1 protein-coding gene is annotated in these 296 nt (G+C 29.7%); it reads right to left on the bottom strand.

Going from position 1 to position 296, the window contains the following annotated elements:
• The coding region (gene secG / locus FUA24_RS00665) for a preprotein translocase subunit SecG (protein WP_148539612.1) at positions 1–223 on the bottom strand (223 nt) is incomplete at its 3' end.
• Positions 224–296 lie beyond the last annotated feature (73 nt).

Here is a 296-nt window from a genome sequence, read left to right as displayed (position 1 = left end):
CTATGTTTGATGCTAAAATTAACACCAATAAAAAGGTTGCTAAATACCAAGTACTTTTATCTAAAAAGTCTGTAGTTTTTTTTACGCCTCCTAATTGTTGAGTACCGCCACCACCAAAAGACGATGATAAACCACCTCCTTTAGGGTTTTGTACCATAATAACAACTATTAGTAAAAAAGCTACTACAACAATTAAACCTAAAAATATTGTAAAACTCATTATTCTTTATTGTTTTGTTTTTGTAATTGTTCTACTGCCTTAATTTGGTTTGCAAAGAAACTACTTTTTTCTGGAT

This window comes from Seonamhaeicola marinus, from assembly GCF_008085455.1.
This window is presented reverse-complemented; position numbering and strand designations above follow the sequence as displayed.